At 65.9% G+C, this 16,136-nt stretch carries 17 protein-coding genes; 1 reads left to right on the top strand and 16 read right to left on the bottom strand.

From position 1 onward, the window contains the following. Nucleotides 1-99 precede the first annotated feature (99 nt). From BLQ28_RS14090 to BLQ28_RS14045, 10 genes are all read right to left on the bottom strand, one after another. Nucleotides 100-1,563, bottom strand: a complete 1,464-nt coding sequence (locus tag BLQ28_RS14090; protein ID WP_093240224.1) for an NAD-dependent succinate-semialdehyde dehydrogenase — start codon at nt 1,561-1,563, stop codon at nt 100-102. A 33-nt stretch (nt 1,564-1,596) separates the two neighbouring features. Further along, nucleotides 1,597-2,868 (bottom strand): 4-aminobutyrate--2-oxoglutarate transaminase, encoded by a 1,272-nt coding sequence (gene gabT / locus BLQ28_RS14085; RefSeq protein ID WP_093240221.1) that lies wholly within the window; start codon nt 2,866-2,868, stop codon nt 1,597-1,599. 68 nt (nt 2,869-2,936) lie between these two features. Then, complete coding sequence (locus BLQ28_RS14080; RefSeq protein WP_093240219.1) at nt 2,937-4,001, bottom strand: ABC transporter permease; 1,065 nt, start codon at nt 3,999-4,001, stop codon at nt 2,937-2,939. Beyond that, on the bottom strand, nt 3,998-5,503 hold the full coding sequence (locus BLQ28_RS14075) for a sugar ABC transporter ATP-binding protein (RefSeq protein WP_093240216.1): 1,506 nt from the start codon (nt 5,501-5,503) through the stop codon (nt 3,998-4,000). Before BLQ28_RS14075 ends, BLQ28_RS14080 begins: the two co-directional genes overlap by 4 nt. 11 nt (nt 5,504-5,514) lie before the next feature. Next, complete coding sequence (gene torT / locus BLQ28_RS14070) at nt 5,515-6,600, bottom strand: TMAO reductase system periplasmic protein TorT (RefSeq protein ID WP_093240214.1); 1,086 nt, start codon at nt 6,598-6,600, stop codon at nt 5,515-5,517. Between the two features lie 54 nt (nt 6,601-6,654). Continuing rightward, the gene (locus BLQ28_RS14065) at nt 6,655-7,632 is read right to left on the bottom strand and encodes a 5-oxoprolinase subunit C family protein (RefSeq protein WP_093240211.1); all 978 of its coding nucleotides are present in this window, start codon (nt 7,630-7,632) and stop codon (nt 6,655-6,657) included. Next, entirely contained in the window at nt 7,622-8,521 is a 900-nt protein-coding gene (locus BLQ28_RS14060) for a 5-oxoprolinase subunit B family protein (RefSeq protein WP_093240210.1), read from the bottom strand. The genes BLQ28_RS14065 and BLQ28_RS14060 overlap by 11 nt, the downstream gene beginning before the upstream one ends. Then, the gene (locus tag BLQ28_RS14055) at nt 8,518-9,918 is read right to left on the bottom strand and encodes an acetyl-CoA carboxylase biotin carboxylase subunit (RefSeq protein ID WP_093240207.1); all 1,401 of its coding nucleotides are present in this window, start codon (nt 9,916-9,918) and stop codon (nt 8,518-8,520) included. The genes BLQ28_RS14060 and BLQ28_RS14055 overlap by 4 nt, the downstream gene beginning before the upstream one ends. Nucleotides 9,919-9,937: 19 nt before the next feature. Next, entirely contained in the window at nt 9,938-10,186 is a 249-nt protein-coding gene (locus BLQ28_RS14050; protein ID WP_093240205.1) for an acetyl-CoA carboxylase, read from the bottom strand. A gap of 36 nt (nt 10,187-10,222) precedes the next feature. Then, the gene (locus tag BLQ28_RS14045; protein WP_256327291.1) at nt 10,223-11,002 is read right to left on the bottom strand and encodes a 5-oxoprolinase subunit PxpA; all 780 of its coding nucleotides are present in this window, start codon (nt 11,000-11,002) and stop codon (nt 10,223-10,225) included. A 254-nt stretch (nt 11,003-11,256) separates the two neighbouring features. On the opposite strand from BLQ28_RS14045, the gene BLQ28_RS14040 reads away from it, so the two are divergent. After that, nucleotides 11,257-12,186, top strand: coding sequence for a LysR family transcriptional regulator (locus BLQ28_RS14040; RefSeq protein ID WP_093240198.1), 930 nt, complete (start codon nt 11,257-11,259; stop codon nt 12,184-12,186). 7 nt (nt 12,187-12,193) lie between these two features. Here BLQ28_RS14040 and BLQ28_RS14035 read toward each other — a convergent pair whose 3' ends face one another. The 6 genes from BLQ28_RS14035 to BLQ28_RS14015 form a co-directional block, all read right to left on the bottom strand. After that, entirely contained in the window at nt 12,194-13,414 is a 1,221-nt protein-coding gene (locus tag BLQ28_RS14035; RefSeq protein WP_093240196.1) for an MFS transporter, read from the bottom strand. A 196-nt stretch (nt 13,415-13,610) separates the two neighbouring features. Further along, nucleotides 13,611-13,964 (bottom strand): hypothetical protein, encoded by a 354-nt coding sequence (locus BLQ28_RS14030; protein ID WP_093240193.1) that lies wholly within the window; start codon nt 13,962-13,964, stop codon nt 13,611-13,613. 363 nt (nt 13,965-14,327) lie between these two features. Next, nucleotides 14,328-14,753, bottom strand: coding sequence for a hypothetical protein (locus tag BLQ28_RS32645; protein ID WP_143012495.1), 426 nt, complete (start codon nt 14,751-14,753; stop codon nt 14,328-14,330). Between the two features lie 96 nt (nt 14,754-14,849). Next, nucleotides 14,850-15,179 carry a hypothetical protein gene (locus BLQ28_RS14025; RefSeq protein WP_093240191.1) on the bottom strand — a complete coding sequence of 110 codons (330 nt, stop codon included), beginning with the start codon at nt 15,177-15,179 and terminating at the stop codon, nt 14,850-14,852. A gap of 95 nt (nt 15,180-15,274) precedes the next feature. Next, nucleotides 15,275-15,688 (bottom strand): hypothetical protein, encoded by a 414-nt coding sequence (locus BLQ28_RS14020; RefSeq protein ID WP_143012494.1) that lies wholly within the window; start codon nt 15,686-15,688, stop codon nt 15,275-15,277. Between the two features lie 87 nt (nt 15,689-15,775). After that, the gene (locus tag BLQ28_RS14015; protein WP_143012493.1) at nt 15,776-16,090 is read right to left on the bottom strand and encodes a hypothetical protein; all 315 of its coding nucleotides are present in this window, start codon (nt 16,088-16,090) and stop codon (nt 15,776-15,778) included. Between the last annotated feature and the right edge of the window lie 46 nt (nt 16,091-16,136).

The following is a 16,136-nucleotide window of genomic DNA, read 5'->3' as shown; positions in this document are numbered from 1 at the left end:
GGGGGACATTCGCAGAGGGGACCACCCGGTGTCACCCGCACGCGCCCCGAAAAGAAGCTCCGAACAAAAGCCCGGAGCGCACGAACGAGAGAGGCCCCGTCAGCGATCCAACCCCGCAAGGCAAACGTACTTCACCTCGAGAAAGTCATCGAGCCCGTACTTCGACCCTTCGCGCCCCAGCCCCGATTGCTTGACACCACCGAACGGTGCCTCAGCAGTCGAAACCAGTCCCGTGTTCACGCCCACGATCCCCGACTCCAGCGCCTCGGCCACGCGCATGATCCGCCCGATGTCTCGGCTGTAGAAATACGCGGCCAACCCGAACTCGGTGTCGTTCGCCGCCGCGATGGCCTCGGCCTCGGTGTCGAACGCAAAGATCGGCGCCAACGGCCCGAAGGTTTCTTCGCGCGCAAACAGCATGTCTGCCGTCGCACCACCGATCACCGTCGGCTCATAGAACAGCCCACCCAGCGCATGCCGCTTGCCACCAGCCAGCACCTTGCCGCCCTTCGCCACCGCATCGGCCACATGCTCCTCGATCTTCTCGACCGCCTTGCCGTCGATCAGCGGCCCTTGCGTGACGCCGGCCTCAGTGCCGTCGCCGACCTTCAGCGCATTGACCTTCGCCACCAGCTTCTGCGTGAAGGCTTCGAGCACGCCGCGCTGCACATAGATGCGGTTCGCGCACACGCAGGTCTGGCCCGTGTTGCGGTACTTGGAGACCATCGCGCCCTCGACGGCCGCGTCCACGTCGGCGTCGTCGAACACGATGAAGGGCGCGTTGCCGCCCAGCTCCAGCGACAGCTTCTTGATGGTGTCGGCCGACTGCTTCATCAGCGTGCGGCCGACCTCGGTCGAACCGGTGAAGGTCAGTTTGCGCACGATGGGGCTGCGCGTCATCTCGCCGCCGATCTTGCTGGCCGAGCCGGTGAGCACCGACAGCAGGCCCTTCGGCACGCCGGCGCGGTCGGCCAGCTCGGCGAAGGCCAATGCCGAGAACGGTGTTTGCGTGGCGGGCTTGACCACCATCGCGCACCCGGCGGCGAGCGCGGGGCCGGCCTTGCGCGTGAGCATCGCAGTCGGGAAGTTCCACGGCGTGATCGCAGCCGTCACGCCCACGGGTTGCTTGAGCGCGAGGATGCGGCGGTCGGCCTGCGGCGCGGGAATGGTGTCGCCATACACGCGGCGCGCCTCTTCGGCGAACCACTCGATGAACGAGGCCGCATAAGCGATCTCGCCGCGGCTTTCGGCCATCGGCTTGCCCTGCTCGGTGGTCATGATGAGCGCGAGGTTGTCGACATTCGCAAGCATCAGGTCGTTGAGCCTGCGCAGGATGGTCGAACGCTCCTTGGCCGGCACCCTGGCCCAGGCTTTCTGCGCCTTCTCGGCGGCGGCGATGGCGCGCACGGTTTCTTCGGTGCCGCACATCGGCACGGTGCCGATCTGCTGGCCGTTGGCGGGGTTGGTAACGGCCACGGTGGTGCCGTCGTCGGCGTTCACCCAGGCGCCGGCAATGAAGGCCTGCTGGCGCAGCAGGGTCGGGTCTTTGAGCTGGATGGGCATGAGGTGATAAATGGATGGATCGGGTGAGGGTGGTCAGGCTTGCAGGGCCGCCGCGAGGATGCCGAGGCCTTCTTCGAGCACGGCATCTTCGATGGTCAGCGGGAACAGGAAGCGGACCACATTGGCATGCACGCCGCAAGTCAGGAGCAGCAAGCCCGCGTCGCGTGCGCGGGCTTGCACCTGCTTCGTGAACTCGGGGTCGGGCGCGCCGTGCGCATCGGCGAACTCCACGGCCACCATGGCGCCAAGGCCGCGCACGTCCGAGATCTGCGGCACCCTGGCGCGCAGGCCTTCGAGGCGCGCCTTGAGCCGGTCGCCCAGCACCTGCGCGCGCTCGCAGAGCTTTTCTTCCTCGATCACGTCGAGCACGGCATGGGCCGATGCAATTGCCAGCGCGTTGGCGGCGTAGGTGCCGCCGAGCCCACCGGGCGCCGGCGCGTCCATGATGCTGGCGCTGCCGCACACCGCCGACAGCGGCGTGCCGCCGGCCAGGCTCTTGGCCATGGTCATGAGGTCGGGCACCACGTCGTAGTGCTCCATCGCGAACCACTTGCCGGTGCGGCCGAAGCCGGTCTGGATCTCGTCGGCAATCAGCAGGATGCCGTAGCTGTCGCAGATCCGGCGCAGCGCGCGCATGAACTCGGGCGGTGCCGCATAAAAACCGCCTTCACCCTGCACCGGCTCCAGGATCATGGCCGCCACCTGCTCGGGCTCGATGTCGGCCTTGAACAGCCGGTCGATGGCGCGCAGCGAGTCTTCGACCGACACGCCGTGCAACGCAATCGGCGCAGGCACATGGAAGATGCTGCCGGGAAAGGGGCCGAAGCCGGTCTTGTACGGCACCACCTTGCCCGTGAGCGCCATGCCCATGAAGGTGCGGCCATGAAAGCCGCCACCCAGCGCGATCACGCCGGGGCGACGCGTGGCCGCGCGAGCGATCTTGATGGCGTTCTCGACGGCCTCGGCGCCGGTGGTGAAAAAAGCCGTCTTCTTGGCATGCGTGCCGGGCGTCAGCTTGTTCAGGCGCTCGGCCAGCGAGACCACGCTTTCGTACGGCACCACCTGGTAGGCCGTGTGGGTGAAGCGGTCGAGCTGCGCGCGGATCGCCTCGACCACGCGCGGGTGGCGGTGCCCGGTGTTGAGCACCGCGATGCCCGAGCCGAAGTCGATGTAGCGCCGGCCTTCCACGTCCCACAGCTCGGCGTTGAGCGCGCGCTCCGCGTAGATCGGAAAACCGATGCCGATGCCGCGCGGCGTGGCCGCGATGCGGCGTGCGTCGATGGCGGCGTTGTTGAGGGGAGTCATGCGAGTTTTCCTTCCTTGTGGCTTGTTGTCGATATTCGGTGGCCGGCTTCAATGGGCCAGTGGCCTAGTCAGTGACTGCCCGGCGCCACCATGCGGTGGCGGACCTGGTCGGCGACCACCGCCACGATCAGCAGCGCGCCCAGCACCACCATCTGCAGGTAGGAGCCCACACTGGCCAGGTTCATGCCGTTCTGCACCAGCCCGATGAAGATGGCGCCCATCACCACGTTCGGCACCCGGCCGATGCCGCCGCGCAGGCTCACGCCGGCGATCACGCAGGCGGCAATCGATTCGAGCGCCACGGTGCCGCCGAGGTTGGCCTCGCCGGTCTCCACGCGCGCCGTCAGCAGCAGGCCGCTCACGGCGGCCAGGCCGGCGCACAGCAGGTAGGCCATCAGCAGCACGCGGCGCGTGTCGATGCCCGAGAGCGCGGCCGCCTTGGCATTGCCGCCCACGGCCAGCAGGTGCGTGCCGGTCGGCATGCGCGCCATGAGCACGCCCATGCCCGCGACGCACACGGCCGTCACCAGAATCGGTATGGGCACCCCGAGCAGCGTGCCAAAGCCGAACAGCTCGCTGAACTCGCCAGGGATGCCCGACACCGGCACGCCGCCCGTGAGGTAGAGCGCAAAGCCGAAGCCGATGGACTGCACGCCCAGCGTCACGATGAAGGGCGAGACGCCGATGAACGCCACGCCGATGCCGTTGATGAGACCCACCGACAGTCCTGCGAGCAGGCCGCAGGCGCAGCCTGTGATCACCACCACCCATGTCGCGTCGGGCAGCGCCGCGCCGAAGCTTTGCATGGCCAGCGCCGAGACCACCGAGGTGATCGCCATGACGGTGCCGACCGAGAGGTCGAAGCCACCCGTCACCAGCGCCAGCATCTGGCCCATCGACACCAGGATCAGGTAGACCGACTGGCGCAGCAGGTTCACCAGGTTCTGCACTGTGAGGAACTGGTCCGACAGCGTGCTGAACACAATGAAGGCGACGACCAGCATGAAGGGCAGTACGCCGAGGCGCAGGAACAGGCTGCGCAGCAGGCCGAGCAGGCGGCCCGCAAGGCCGGGGGTGGGCGCGGCGGTGGCGGTGGTGGCAGTGGTCGTGGCCACAGTGGGAGACGGAGTCATGGCTTTCTTTCGCTGGAACCGAAAAACAGGTTGAGCACGCGGGTTTCGCTGATCGCATCGCCTTGCAGCTCGCCGGCGATCTCGCCGCGGCACATCACATAGACGCGGTGGCTCAGGTGCAGCACCTCGGGCAGGTCGGACGAGATGACGACCACGGCCGCGCCGCCTTCGCAGAGCTTCTGGATCACCTGGTAGAGCGCGCTGCGCGTGCCGATGTCCACGCCCACCGTGGGCTCGTCGAACACATAGAGCGCGGCGTCGCGCGTCATGCCCTTGCCGAACAGCACCTTCTGCTGGTTGCCGCCCGACAGCAGCGCCACCGGCCGTTCGAGGTTGCGGGGCGCCAGCTCCACGCGCTCGGCCGCCGTGGCGGACAGCCGGCGCCCGAGCCGCTTGCGCAGCCAGCCGCCGTGTCCGCGCAATGGCCCATGCACCAGTGGCAGCGTGATGTTGGCGCGCGAGCTGAAGTCCAGCACCAGCCCTTCGCCCTTGCGATCCGGCGGCAGGTAAAACAGGCCTTCGTCGAGCAGTTGCCGCACCTTCGCACCGGTGCGCGGCAGGCCCTTGAACAGCACGCGGCCCTCGCTTACCGCATCGAGCCCGTAGATCGCGCGGAACAGCTCCGACTTGCCGCAACCCACCAGCCCCGCCAGCCCGACCACTTCGCCGCGCCGCACCGTGAGGCTCGCGCCGCGCACGCCGTTGGGCGAGCTCAGGCCTTCGACCTGCAACACCACCTCGCCAGGGGCATGGGCGATGCGCGGATAGATCTGCTCGATCGCGCGACCGCTCATCAGCTCGATCAGGCGGTCGGCGCTGGTTGCATTGGCTTCCACCGTGGTGACCTTGCGGCCGTCGCGCAGCACCGTGATGCGGTCGGCGATCAGCGCGATCTCCTGCATGCGGTGCGAGATGTAGACGATGCCCACGCCGCGCGCCTTCAGCCGCGCCACCAGTTCGAACAGGCGCTGCGTCTCGGTGTCGGTCAGCGAGGCAGTGGGCTCGTCGAGGATCAGCACCGACACCTCGCCGCGCAGGCCCTTGGCAATTTCCACCATCTGCTGCTGGGCCCGCGTGAGGCCCGAGACGGGCGCATCGACATCGATCCCGAAGCCCAGGTCGGCCAGCATCGCGCGGGCCCGCTCGCGCACCGCGGCGCGGTCGAGCAGGCCGCCTTTGCAGGGCTCTTCGCCCAGGCTCAGGTTCTGCGCCACCGACAGCGTGGGAATCAGCGAGAACTCCTGGAACACCGCGCTGATGCCGTGTCGTCGGGCCTCGTGCACGTTCGAGAAGCGGACGCGCTCGCCATGCATGCGGATCTCGCCGGCCGAGGGCGTGTTGGCGCCGGCCAGCAGCGAGATCAGCGTGGACTTGCCGGCCCCGTTCTCACCGAACAGCACATGCACTTCGCCGGCGCGCAGCTCGAAATCCATCGCGTCGAGCGCCAGCACGCCGGGGTAGCGCTTGCCGAGGCCGACGGTTTGCAACAACGGGGCAGACATCGACGGCGGGCTTACTTGACCTCGAACACCGGCTTGAAGCCCGGCGGCGGCAGGATGTCGTCGAGCTTCACGCTCTTGATGTTGCTGCTGTCGACCACGAAGATCTTCGGGCCGACATGCTTCACCACCTCCTTGTTCTCGAGCAGGCGCACCGCCTGGTCGACCGCGATGCGGCCCTGGATCACCATCGAGTCGGCCGGGGAGGCGACGATGCGGCCCTTCTGGATGCCCTCGTAGACGCCCGGCGTCATGTAGAAGGACAGCACCTGCACCTTCTTGTCGAGATTGCGCGAACGCAGGATGCCGGTGGCGGCTTCGGCCGTGACGGCGGTGCCGGCCACGTAGGCCAGGTCGGGGTTGCCCTGCAGCACGTCTTCGACCAGCTTGGCCTGCGCCTCCTTGCCGGTGTCGCCGTATTTCGGGTCGAGCACCACCACCGCGCTGCCCTTGATCGCTTCCATGAAGCCCTTGTGCGCGGCCTCGACCCAGCCCGCGCCGGCCGGGCCGGGGAACCAGCCCACCTTGACGGGCGGCGAGCCGGCCGGGTGCTTCTTCGCGAGGTACTCGCCGGTCGAATGGCCCATCGTGTAGAACGACACCAGCGACTTGGCCGACAGGTCGGGCGAGTTGATGCCATTGACGAGGTCGATCACCGGCACCTTCTTGGCGGCCGTGGCCTTGATGACGTTGTTCAGTCCGTCGCCCGAGATCGCGCCGATGATCACCGCGTTGGCGCCGCGCGCCACGCAGTCCTCGATCTGCGAGACCTGCTTGGCCAGGTTGGTGTAGCCGCCCGCATCGGCCAACTGCAGCTTCACGCCCTGGCGGCGGGCTTCCTCGATCACGCCGTAGTCGACGCCGAGCCAGTACGCATCTTTCATGTGCGGGAACGACACGCAGATGTCCCACTTCTTTGATGCCTTGGCCAGCGGCGTGTAGTCGATGGGCTTCTTCGTGCCTTCGGCCGAGAAGGCGGGCTCAGTCGCTTCGGCCTTGTAGGGGAACCAGTCGGCGGCCGAGGCCGCGCCGTGCCACAGCAGGCCCGTGGCGGCGAGCGAAGCGGCGATCAATGAAACGCGCAGGGGCGAGCTGTTCATGAAGAACTCCTTGGGTGACAGCGGTGAAAAAAGAGGGGAAGGGGTGGCCGCGGCTCAGGCCGCGAGCGCCGCGCGCAGGCGGTCTATCCGTCGTCGCCGTTCGGCGCGGGCTTCGAGCGCCTGGGCCATGTCGACCTCGACGAAGCGGGCCTTGTGGTTGGGCTGCATCTGGGCGATGAGGTCCATGTCCGCGCTGATCACGGTGCCCACCATCGCGTAGCCGCCGCCCGAGACCGCATCGCGGTGCAGGATGATCGGCTCGCGTCCGCCCGGCACCTGGATGGATCCATACGGGTAGCCCGCATCGACGATGTTCGACGGGTCGTAGCCCGCGCCGAAGGGCGGCTTGCGATCGAGAAACTTCAGCGGCGTGCCGCTCTTGTAGCGGTAGCCGATGCGGTCGGCTTCGGAGCCCACCGTCCAGGTGTCGGCGAAGAAACTCTGCACCGACACCTCTTGCAGGCGGTGGAAGTAGATGCCCGGCAAAACGCGCAGCGCCACTTCTTTCGCCAGCACAGGCAGCAGCGCGGCATCGACCCTGCGGCCCGGCCTGGCCTTGGCCGATGGCGTGCCGACCGGCAGGCTGTCGCCGGCCAGCAGCTTGCGGCCGTTTAAGCCGCCGAAGGCGCCCAGCCCGTAGGTCGAGCGGCTGCCCAGCACCACCGGCACGTCGATGCCGCCGGCCACCGCGATGCACATGCGGGCGCCGAGCTTCATGAAATCGAAGCTCAGCTTGTCGCCGGCCTGCACCGCGAAGGATTCGTTGCGCGGCATCTCGTTGCCGTTGAGCTTGACCTTGGCGTCGGCACCGGTCACGGCCACCAGCGCGGGTGCGTCGAACTGCAGCTCGGGCCCGAGCAGCGTGCTTTCGATGACGGCCGCGCCTTCGTCGTTGCCCACCAGCAGGTTCGCGAGCACCAGGCTTTGCTGGTCGAGCGCGCCCGACAGCGGAATGCCCAGGTTGTAGTAACCGGGGCGGCCCGCGTCCTGCACGCTGGTCGCCAGGCCGGGCTTGATGACTTCAATCGCCATGGAGCACCTTCAGCAGCTGTTGGTTGTAGCCATCGGGGTTGGCCAGGAATTCCTTGAGCGAGAACGACACCGGCGCGATGCGCAGCGTGTAGCTCCCGTCTTCGACCTGCGCGATCTGGCGGTCGTACTCGGCGCGGTCGATGGGCTTCCACTTCACGATGTCGCCGGGCTGGAAGAACACCATCAGGTCCTTCAGGTACGACAGCCGCTGCGCCGGGTCGAAGATCGGCGCGGGTGTGACGCCGAACATCTGGTAGCCGCCCGCGCCGCGCACCGAGTAGATGCAGCTGAAGCAACCGCCGTGGCCCAGCGTGAGCTTGGGCGTGTCGGTACGAGGGCTCAGGTACTTGGGCACCTGGATCTGGCGCTCGCGCTCGACCATCTGGAACAGGAAGGGCAGGCCGGCCACGAAGCCCACCATCGACACGAACCACGGCGCGGAGGAATGCGCCTCGATGAAGGCATCGACCGAGGCATGGCCATTGATGCGCGCCGCGTATTCGATGTCGGTGCTGGTCGGGTCCTGGTGCCGCTCGCGAAAGCGCATCAGCGTTTCGTGCGTCCACGGGTCGTTGTAGAGCACCGGGATTTCGATGATGCGGGTCTGCAGCTGCAGGTCGGCTTCACCCAGGCCCGCCTCGATTTCCTTCAGCGTGGCGAGCAATGCATCGGGCGCGATCGCATCGGGGTCGAAGCGCACGAGGTAGGCGGCATTGGCCGGGCAGATCTCCGTGACGCCGGGCAGCGCGCGGCGGCGCAGCTCGTTGCAGATGGCCATGCCCTTGAAGAAGGCCGGCAGCGACATCTCTTCGCTGATCTCGACGAACAGGTGCTCGTCGCCGCCGAAGCTGTAGCGGGCCTGGGCGGGAAGGGTGGTCGTGGCGGTCATGCGGGCACCTTTACTGGAGAGGCAGCGGCATCGGCGAGTGGATTCGCCGCGAGCCATGTTTCGAGAAAGCCGGTATGGAAGGCGGCCTTTGCCACGTCCGCGTCATTGCACAGCGCGCGATGCAACGGGATCGTGGTGTGGATGCCCTCGACCTTGAGTTCGCCCAGCGCGCGGCGCATGCGGGCCAGCGCGCCTGCGCGGTCTGAGTCGTGCACGATGAGCTTGCCCAGCAGCGAGTCGTAGTAGGCCGGCACCGTGTAGCCGGGGAACAGCATGGTGTCGAAGCGCACGCCCGGCCCACCCGGCACCACGAGCTGCGACACCAGCCCCGGGCTCGGCATGAAGTTCTTCGCGGCGTTCTCGGCGTTGATGCGCACCTCGATGGCGGCGCCGGTCAGGCGGATGTCTTCTTGCTCGAGGTGCAGCGGCTGGCCGAGTGCGATGCGCAGCATTTCCTTGACCAGATCGACGCCGGTGATCATTTCGGTGATGGGGTGCTCGACCTGGATGCGGGTGTTCATCTCGATGAAGAAGAACTCGCGCGTGTCGTCGTCGTACAGGTATTCGAGCGTGCCGGCGCCGCGATAGGCCACGGCATTGGCCAGCCGCAGCGCCGATTCGCACAGCGCGGCGCGGGTGGCCTCGCTGATGGCGGCCGAAGGCGCTTCTTCCCAGACCTTCTGGCGGCGGCGCTGCAGAGAGCATTCGCGCTCGAAGCAATGCACCACGCGCTGCCCGTCGCCGAGGATCTGCACTTCGATGTGGCGCGCCTGCCGGATGAAGCGTTCGAGGTACACCTCGCCGTTGCCGAAAGCCGCCTGCGCTTCGGCTGTGGCCGTGGCGAACTGCTGGCGCAGTTCGGCTTCGTCTTGTGCCACGCGAATGCCGCGCCCGCCGCCGCCGGCCGAGGCCTTGATCATGATCGGGTAGCCGATGTCTTTCGCCACCTCGACGGCCGTGTCCGGGTCGGTGACCACGCCGGCGCTACCGGGCACCGTGGGCACGCCGGCCTTCATGGCGGCGGCGCGCGCGGCAGCTTTGTCGCCCATGGTGCGGATGGCGTGCGGCGTGGGGCCGACGAACACGAGGCCTGCGGCTTCGACGCGTTCGGCGAAGTCGGCGTTCTCCGAAAGAAAACCGTAGCCCGGATGCACCGCGCCGGCACCGCTGTCTGCGGCCGCCTGCAGGATGGCATCGACGCTCAGGTAGCTCTTGGTGGCATGCGCCGGGCCGATGCGCACGGCTTCGTCGGCCATCTGCACGGCGAGACTCTGCGCGTCTGCGTCGCTGTAGACGGCGACCGTCTTCAGCCCCAGTTCTTTCGCGGCGCGGATGATCCGCACCGCGATCTCGCCGCGGTTGGCGATCAGCAGCTTGTCGAATGCGGCGTTCTTCATGGGCCTTGCCTTCATGCCCTCACGCCGTCTCGATGACGGCCAGCACCTGGCCCGGATCGACCGGCTCGCCGTTCTCGACCGCGAAGCGCTGCAGGCGGCCGGCCGCATCGGCGGTGACCTCGCTGAACTGCTTCATCACCTCGACCAGGCCCAGCACGTCGCCCACGGCCACCGTGTCGCCTTCGGTCTTGAAGGGCGGCGCGTCGGGCGCCGAGCGGCGGTAGAAGGTGCCCGGCAGCGGGCTCAGGACTTCGTGGGTAGCGGACATTGGATGCACTCCTGGAACAAGAACGAAAAAACGCAATCAGCCCTGCGCCGGCGCGGCGAGGCCGGCAACGCGAATGTCGTGGTCGGCGAGGGCGCGCCGCGTGGCCTGCACCAGCGCGAGCGCACCGGGCGTGTCGCTGTGGATGCAGACCGAATCGAAGCCGACAGCAATATCCTTGCCTTCGACGGTGCGCACCAGTCCCTCAGTACAGGCGCGAAGCACCTTGGCAGCCACGGCAGCGGGCTCCAGCGCACCGACGCGGCGTGTGAAGACGATGGAGCCGCTCAGGTCGTAGTCGCGATCCGCATAGAACTCGCGCACCACCGGCTGGCCGAGTTCGCGGGCCACCTGGTACGTGACGGAGGCTTCCATGCAGAACAGGCGCAGCGTCGGTTCGATCTGCTGCAGCGCCGTCACCAGTGCACGCGACAGTGCCTCGTCGTGCGCCGCATGCATGTAGAGCGCGCCGTGCGGCTTGATGTGCTGCAGCGTCATGCCTTCCAGCCGTGCGAACTCGCGCAGCGCACCGAGCTGGTAGACCATGTCGTTCACCAGCTCGTCGGCCGGCGCGGTGATGTGGCGGCGGCCAAAGCCCACCAGATCGCGAAAGCCCGGATGCGCGCCGATGCCTACGCCGTGCTCGCGGGCCAGCAGCACCATCTTGCGCATGATGTTCGGGTCGCCCGCATGGAAGCCGGTGGCGATGTTGGCCGAGCTGATCAGCGGCATGAGCTGCTCGTCGACACCATCGCCGATGGTCCAGGGGCCGAAGCCTTCGCCCATGTCGGAGTTCAGATCGATCAGCGTCTTCTTCACGTCTCGCAGCCTTTGTTCTGTGGGCATCGCCGGACAGCGGCAATGCAGGACAGGGCGAAGATTAGTGAGCAGTCAAAAGACTGAAAAGCATTGTTTTCGAGCGGCTCGATATCTGAAAAACAGATGCTGCAATGCCGCGGATTGGGCGCTACTCTGGAGGGACGCGATTTCGCGATATCGGGTTTTCACCTAATGCGAGGTGCCCGTCGCGCATCCTGCAATACCCGACCGAAGACTCCGAGGAGGCCCGCGCCATGTCCCTGACCCTTCGCCAGCTCAAGTACTTTTCTGCCGTGGCCGAGGTGGGGCGCATCTCGCACGCGGCGCTGCAGCTCAACATCTCGCAGTCGGCCGTGACCACCGCCATCCGCGAGCTGGAAGAAATGATGGGGCAGCAGCTCTTCGAGCGGCATCCGCACGGCGTCGAATTGACGAAGGCAGGGCGGCGTTTTTTGAGCCACGCGTACGCGGTGCTGTCGGCGGCGGACGAAGCGCTCCGCATGCCGCACGAGGGCGCGAACGTCGAAGGCTCGCTGACCATCGCCGCGAGCTACACGGTGCTGGGCTACTTCCTGCCGCACCATCTGCAGCGCTTCGAGCAGCTGCATCCGCAAGTCACGGTGAAGGTGCACGAGGTGGCGCGCGAGGCCATCGAAGAAGGCCTGATCACGCAGAGCTACGACATGGGCGTGGTGCTCACGTCGAACGTGGTGCTGCGCGAGCTGTCGCTCGAAACTTTCTTCGGCTCGCAGCGCAGGCTGTGGGTGCCGGCCAAGCATCCGCTGCTGGAGAAAGCCGAGGTCACGCTGGCCGACGTGGCGGCCGAGCCCTACATCATGCTCACGGTGGACGAGGCCGCGGCCACGGCGCTGAAGTACTGGAGCAAGACACCGCACCAGCCGCATATCAGGCTGCGCACCAGCTCGGTGGAGGCGGTACGCAGCACGGTGGCCAACGGGCTGGGCGTGACGGTGCTGTCGGACATGGTCTACCGGCCGTGGTCGCTGGAAGGAAAGCGCATCGAGACCATCAACCTGCGCGACGCGGTGCCGACCATGAACATCGGCCTGGGGTGGAAGCAGGGTGTGGAGTTCTCGCCGGCGATGACGGCGTTTCGCGATTACTTCCGGCAGCTGTTCCTGGAGCCAGCTTCGGCGCGGCAGGTGCGGAACCGGGCCGCCTGAGCCAGCCTCAACCCACCGCCACGGGCAAGTGGCGCAGCCCCGCGACGCGCGAGGCAAAGATGATCGCGGCCTGCAGCACGAACCCTGCGAGTGCCAGCAGCAGGCAGGCCGGCTCTCCCCAAGCCGCGCCGACCGCGCCACCCAATGCAGCGCCAATGGGGCGTGAGCCCGCGTTGATCGTGAGGAACACGGCCGACACGCGGCCGAGCATGGCCGCGTCCGTCACGCTCTGGCGCAGCGTGGTGGTCGTGATGACCCAGACCATCGGCCCCGCGCCGAATAAAAAGAACGACAACGCAGCCAGCGATGCCGTCGGCACGACGAGCGTCGCGGCCATCGTGGCTGCGGCAACGACGGCCACGGCGGGGCCGACCTGGATCGCCCGGCCGAAAGGCATGCGCGCCACCACGCGCGACGTGAGCAAGGCCCCGGCCACCATGCCCGCGCCATACATCGCGAGCGTGAAGCCGACCGCCTGCGCGCCCAGGCCCAGCACGCGCACGGCATAGGGCACATACCCCGCCTGCAACACGAACCACGAGATGTTGAAGACTGCGCCCGTCATCAGCATGGGGCGCAACAACGCGTGCTGCCAGACGAAGCGCGCACCGTCGCGTACGTCGAGCAGCGGATGGCGCCGCGATGCCGTATTGCGTGGCGCTTCAGCCAGCTTCAGCAGCAGGCCCACGGCCGAGACCGAGAGCAGCGCGGCCAGCACGAACGCGGCCGGCGCACCGGCCCATGCAACCAGCGCGCCCGCCAACGCGGGGCCGGCGGTGAAGGCCGCGCTGCGCGCCAGCTCCAGCCGTCCATTGGCCGTGGCCAGCGCCTCGCGCGGCACGAGCGCCGGCACCAGCGCGGGCGCCGCGACGCTGAAACCCACCGTGCCCACTGCGCCCAGAAAACCGAGCACCGCCAGCCAGCCGATGCTCAAGCCCGATGCGAGCACCATCGCCAGAAGCACCAGCAGCGACACCGCCCGCAGAGCCTCGGACCAGACCATCAACCGCCGCCGCGATATACGGTCCGCGAGCAGGCCCATCGGCATCGACACCAGCAGAAAGGGCAGCGTCTGGATGGCGGCCAGGAAGCCGATCTCTCCAGGTCCGGCGCCGAGTGCGAGCACCGCCACCAGCGGTACGGCTGCAAGGCTAAGTTGTTCAGCGGACTGCGCGGCGAGGTTGGACCACGCGAGGTTCAGGAAGGGGCGGGGGAGGGCGGAGGACATGCGGGACGGTTTTGAAGAAGAGGAAGGTCTTGGGGAGAGACTTCATCTTGCGAGCCGGGGTCGTCGCGCGCTGGCCGTTTACGGACCTGACAGCAGTTCGCCGATCGGGCGTGATTTGGAGGCGGCGTTGGCCGCTGTCTGGCCGGCTGTCTGCCGGCCGGATGCGGAAGTTCCGTGAACGCTTGGCTTGGCTTGCTCAGGGCGTGGTGGAAGTTGCCGTGGTGGCTTGGGTCATGACGGTGGCCCAGGCACCGTCGATGCGCTTCCAGACTTCGACGACCCATAACCCGCCGCTGAAAAAACGGGTGACCACAAGGTCGCGTTGCTGCTCGTGCTGCTCGCGTTCGCGCGGGACATAGGGCCGCTGCTTCTGCGTGGCAAGGTTGCCGATCCGCTCGGCCCGAGACATGAATTGGCCGTTCTGCTGAACAGTCGTGAAGTCGCTCGCGGTGTACTTGGCCCACTGCGCCGAGTCGACGGCATAGAAGGCTTCGTCTCGTGCGCGCATGGCGGCTTGAAGGTCTGGGGGGAGCGTGTTTGTGTCGGTCATGGGAGCACTGTAGTGGTCATGGTCGAGGTCGGAAGTAGCTGCAGCTCAAGAGCGGACGCACCGCTGGACTTCTAGGTCGGCTCTATCGCGTGAGTTGCTGCTTAGGGACAATGGTTTCCCCTCGGCATGTCGAGCACTCTTTGAGCGCCGCAATCCAGCGCCCATTCACTTCTCGCTCCACGCAAAGGGTGCCTTGGCCGCTACAGTTTGGGCAGACTTGAAAGCCAAACCGCGGCGTCCGCTTGCCGTTGCGAACAGCGGCGAAAAAAAGCCGGCGACGAACGGCGTCTTTCGCTTCATGCAGGCTCAACGAATGCTCCTAGCGCGAACAATGCACTGGCTCGGTTGTGATCCGAGTGGCGTCTATGACTCTCGATGCCAATGAATGAATACGGCGTTGGCACGCGAACTCAGCAGCAACACATGTCCAAAACAACGCTCGCATCCATTGACGACGCGAAAGCACTCGTCTATCGGCGTCAAAAAATTGATCATCGCGACACTTCCTGCTCCAGCAAGATCACGCCGAATGGTTTCTAGAATTCCGTGCAGGCGGCTCGGTTCCGTCACTTCTATTTGAGCCCGCTGGGGTTCAATAGACTGGTCAGCGCTAAGGCACGATGCCCAGAAGGTGTCGAGTTCATGCCTGGATGAGACCGCGTTCTGCAAGACACGGACATAGCCGGACGCAGTTTCCACCTCCACCCTTGAAAGAACGCGGTCGCTTCCTGCGGAAGGAGGTTCAACTGCCTGGAGCAGGATCTGATCGATGCGATGAGTTGCGCTCATGAGTCGAAGTGGCGTGTGGGCTATTCGGCGATATTCGAGTTGCTTGCGTTGATCCTATGTCCGGCTTTGACTGACAGTAGCCGGACGCTGTGGTCTTCAATAGGCACCGCCCCTGGGTATACAGCCATCCACGTCATGCAGCTTGCCTTCAGTGACCACGTTTTGCATCTTGCAGACCTCGTTGAAGCTCCAGACCTCAAAGGCATCACCCGGGATCGCGTGTTGCTCCAGATAAGCCTCAAACTCCTCGAGGTCCTCGAAGCAAATGACACGTGGCGAACTTGCCCCTCGATAGAACCAGTGCTGAACAATGACAGGGCCTCTGGCCAAGGCATTCTTGATTCTCGCAAGGCTTGTCTCTGAAAGAATCTTGGCTCCTTCCACAGTCCAGTCGTCAGGCGCGTAGCGATCAAGAATTCGTTTCATAAGGTATTGCGAGAAGTGATTTTCTGAACTCAACCAGTCCGCGAGGAGACCGCCTTGAGCGACTGCATTTGGCCGACTACGGGCGCTCCATAAGTTCAGATACTGGCCAGTGCGACGGCGATGCCAAGCAGCGCCTCACTCCTCACCACCCGGTCCCCTCCAAAATCCTGAACAACGTCAAGCTGAAGAAGTCCTTCCCTCAATGAGGGCGAATCCGCCTCGTCAAAAACGAAGTCCACATGCTGCGCAGCGTTGTCGAAAGCAAATCGTCCATCCCCCATGAATTGGGAATAGACGGGATGACTAGCGTGCTCGCAAGTGCTTAACAGGTGATACCGAATGCCTACGACCCGTCCGTCAGTCGAGCGCCAGTAATCGTAGAACACCCCTCCGAGGTCGAGTGAGGATTCGATCTCCAACGTAGAGACCACCGCGCCCTTGGGTAACACGACAAAGTACCTCAAATTCACCATGCTCGTGCGTTCAGAAATTTCTTGAATTCGGACCAAGTGTTGGCTTTTTTGGGCGCATTTTTCTCCCGCGAGTGTCCGATATTGGCTGAATTCTGCCCGAGTGGCTTCACAAGTGGGCCGGTGTTAGCCCTCCGGATGAAACAGCCCCGGCAGCAGTCGATGCACGTATTCATGCATATACGAGTTGCCGCCGCAGAACTCCAAGGTTTTGTCGCCGGTAAGAAACGTCAGCAGCGGTGATACGTTTTCGCCATTCGCTGCGAAACCTGCCGTGTCGTCGATGAGGCTTGCCACCGCGAAGCCGATGCTGCCCGTGAGGTGCTCAATCAAATCTTCCGGCGCGTCGATCTTCTCCAACTCTGACTTGATTGTTCGCAGAAGCTCGACAGTTAGAGCTTGCTGAAGGCGGTCGAAGGCGCCGGTGGAGACCAGATTCATGTCGTTCCCGTGGTTTTCCGAGTCACTGCCGGGTGTCCGCTTGTGG

It is taken from the genome of Variovorax sp. EL159 (assembly GCF_900100965.1).
Classification (GTDB): Bacteria; Pseudomonadota; Gammaproteobacteria; order Burkholderiales; family Burkholderiaceae_C; genus Variovorax.
This window is presented reverse-complemented; position numbering and strand designations above follow the sequence as displayed.

Coding starts and splice junctions, on each gene's coding strand:
- BLQ28_RS14065 (WP_093240211.1), bottom strand. CDS start 7,632: ATGGCGATTGAAGTCATCAAGCCCGGCCTGGCGACCAGCGTGCAGGAC.
- BLQ28_RS14050 (WP_093240205.1), bottom strand. CDS start 10,186: ATGTCCGCTACCCACGAAGTCCTGAGCCCGCTGCCGGGCACCTTCTAC.
- BLQ28_RS14060 (WP_093240210.1), bottom strand. CDS start 8,521: ATGACCGCCACGACCACCCTTCCCGCCCAGGCCCGCTACAGCTTCGGC.
- BLQ28_RS14055 (WP_093240207.1), bottom strand. CDS start 9,918: ATGAAGAACGCCGCATTCGACAAGCTGCTGATCGCCAACCGCGGCGAG.
- torT (WP_093240214.1), bottom strand. CDS start 6,600: ATGAACAGCTCGCCCCTGCGCGTTTCATTGATCGCCGCTTCGCTCGCC.
- BLQ28_RS14025 (WP_093240191.1), bottom strand. CDS start 15,179: ATGAAACGAATTCTTGATCGCTACGCGCCTGACGACTGGACTGTGGAA.
- BLQ28_RS32645 (WP_143012495.1), bottom strand. CDS start 14,753: ATGAGCGCAACTCATCGCATCGATCAGATCCTGCTCCAGGCAGTTGAA.
- BLQ28_RS14075 (WP_093240216.1), bottom strand. CDS start 5,503: ATGTCTGCCCCGTTGTTGCAAACCGTCGGCCTCGGCAAGCGCTACCCC.
- BLQ28_RS14015 (WP_143012493.1), bottom strand. CDS start 16,090: ATGAATCTGGTCTCCACCGGCGCCTTCGACCGCCTTCAGCAAGCTCTA.
- BLQ28_RS14040 (WP_093240198.1), top strand. CDS start 11,257: ATGTCCCTGACCCTTCGCCAGCTCAAGTACTTTTCTGCCGTGGCCGAG.
- BLQ28_RS14080 (WP_093240219.1), bottom strand. CDS start 4,001: ATGACTCCGTCTCCCACTGTGGCCACGACCACTGCCACCACCGCCACC.
- gabT (WP_093240221.1), bottom strand. CDS start 2,868: ATGACTCCCCTCAACAACGCCGCCATCGACGCACGCCGCATCGCGGCC.
- BLQ28_RS14090 (WP_093240224.1), bottom strand. CDS start 1,563: ATGCCCATCCAGCTCAAAGACCCGACCCTGCTGCGCCAGCAGGCCTTC.
- BLQ28_RS14030 (WP_093240193.1), bottom strand. CDS start 13,964: ATGACCGACACAAACACGCTCCCCCCAGACCTTCAAGCCGCCATGCGC.
- BLQ28_RS14035 (WP_093240196.1), bottom strand. CDS start 13,414: ATGTCCTCCGCCCTCCCCCGCCCCTTCCTGAACCTCGCGTGGTCCAAC.